General features: G+C 76.9%; 1 protein-coding gene. It reads left to right on the top strand.

Going from position 1 to position 316, the window contains the following annotated elements; genetic code table 11:
* The coding region (locus tag JHD80_RS27610) for a hypothetical protein (protein ID WP_199093804.1) at positions 1-182 on the top strand (182 nt) is incomplete at its 5' end.
* Positions 183-316: the final 134 nt, after the last annotated feature.

Below are 316 nucleotides of genomic sequence, written 5' to 3'. Positions count from 1 at the left end.
CCCCCCCCCCCCCCCCCCCCCCCCCCCCCCCCCCCCCCCCCCCCCCCCCCCCCCCCCCCCCCCCCCCCCCCCCCCCCCCCCCCCCCCCCCCCCCCCCCCCCCCCCCCCCCCCCCCCCTTTCCAAGCACAAGACGGCATACGAGATCGCGCCTAGAGTCTCGTGGGCTCGGAGATGTGTATAAGAGACAGGCCATAGGCATAGAACGGGTCGCGCGTGTTGTCGGAGGCGATCATCACCGGCACGCCGGCAGCCTTCAATTCATGCAGCGCCGTGACGCCGCGCCAGCGCGGCGTACGGCCTGGCCGCCGATCCTGG

The organism is Allobosea sp. ASV33, assembly GCF_016428755.1.
GTDB lineage: Bacteria > Pseudomonadota > Alphaproteobacteria > Rhizobiales > Beijerinckiaceae > Allobosea.
Note: the sequence above shows the minus strand (reverse complement) of the source record. Positions and strands in the feature narration are given on the sequence as shown.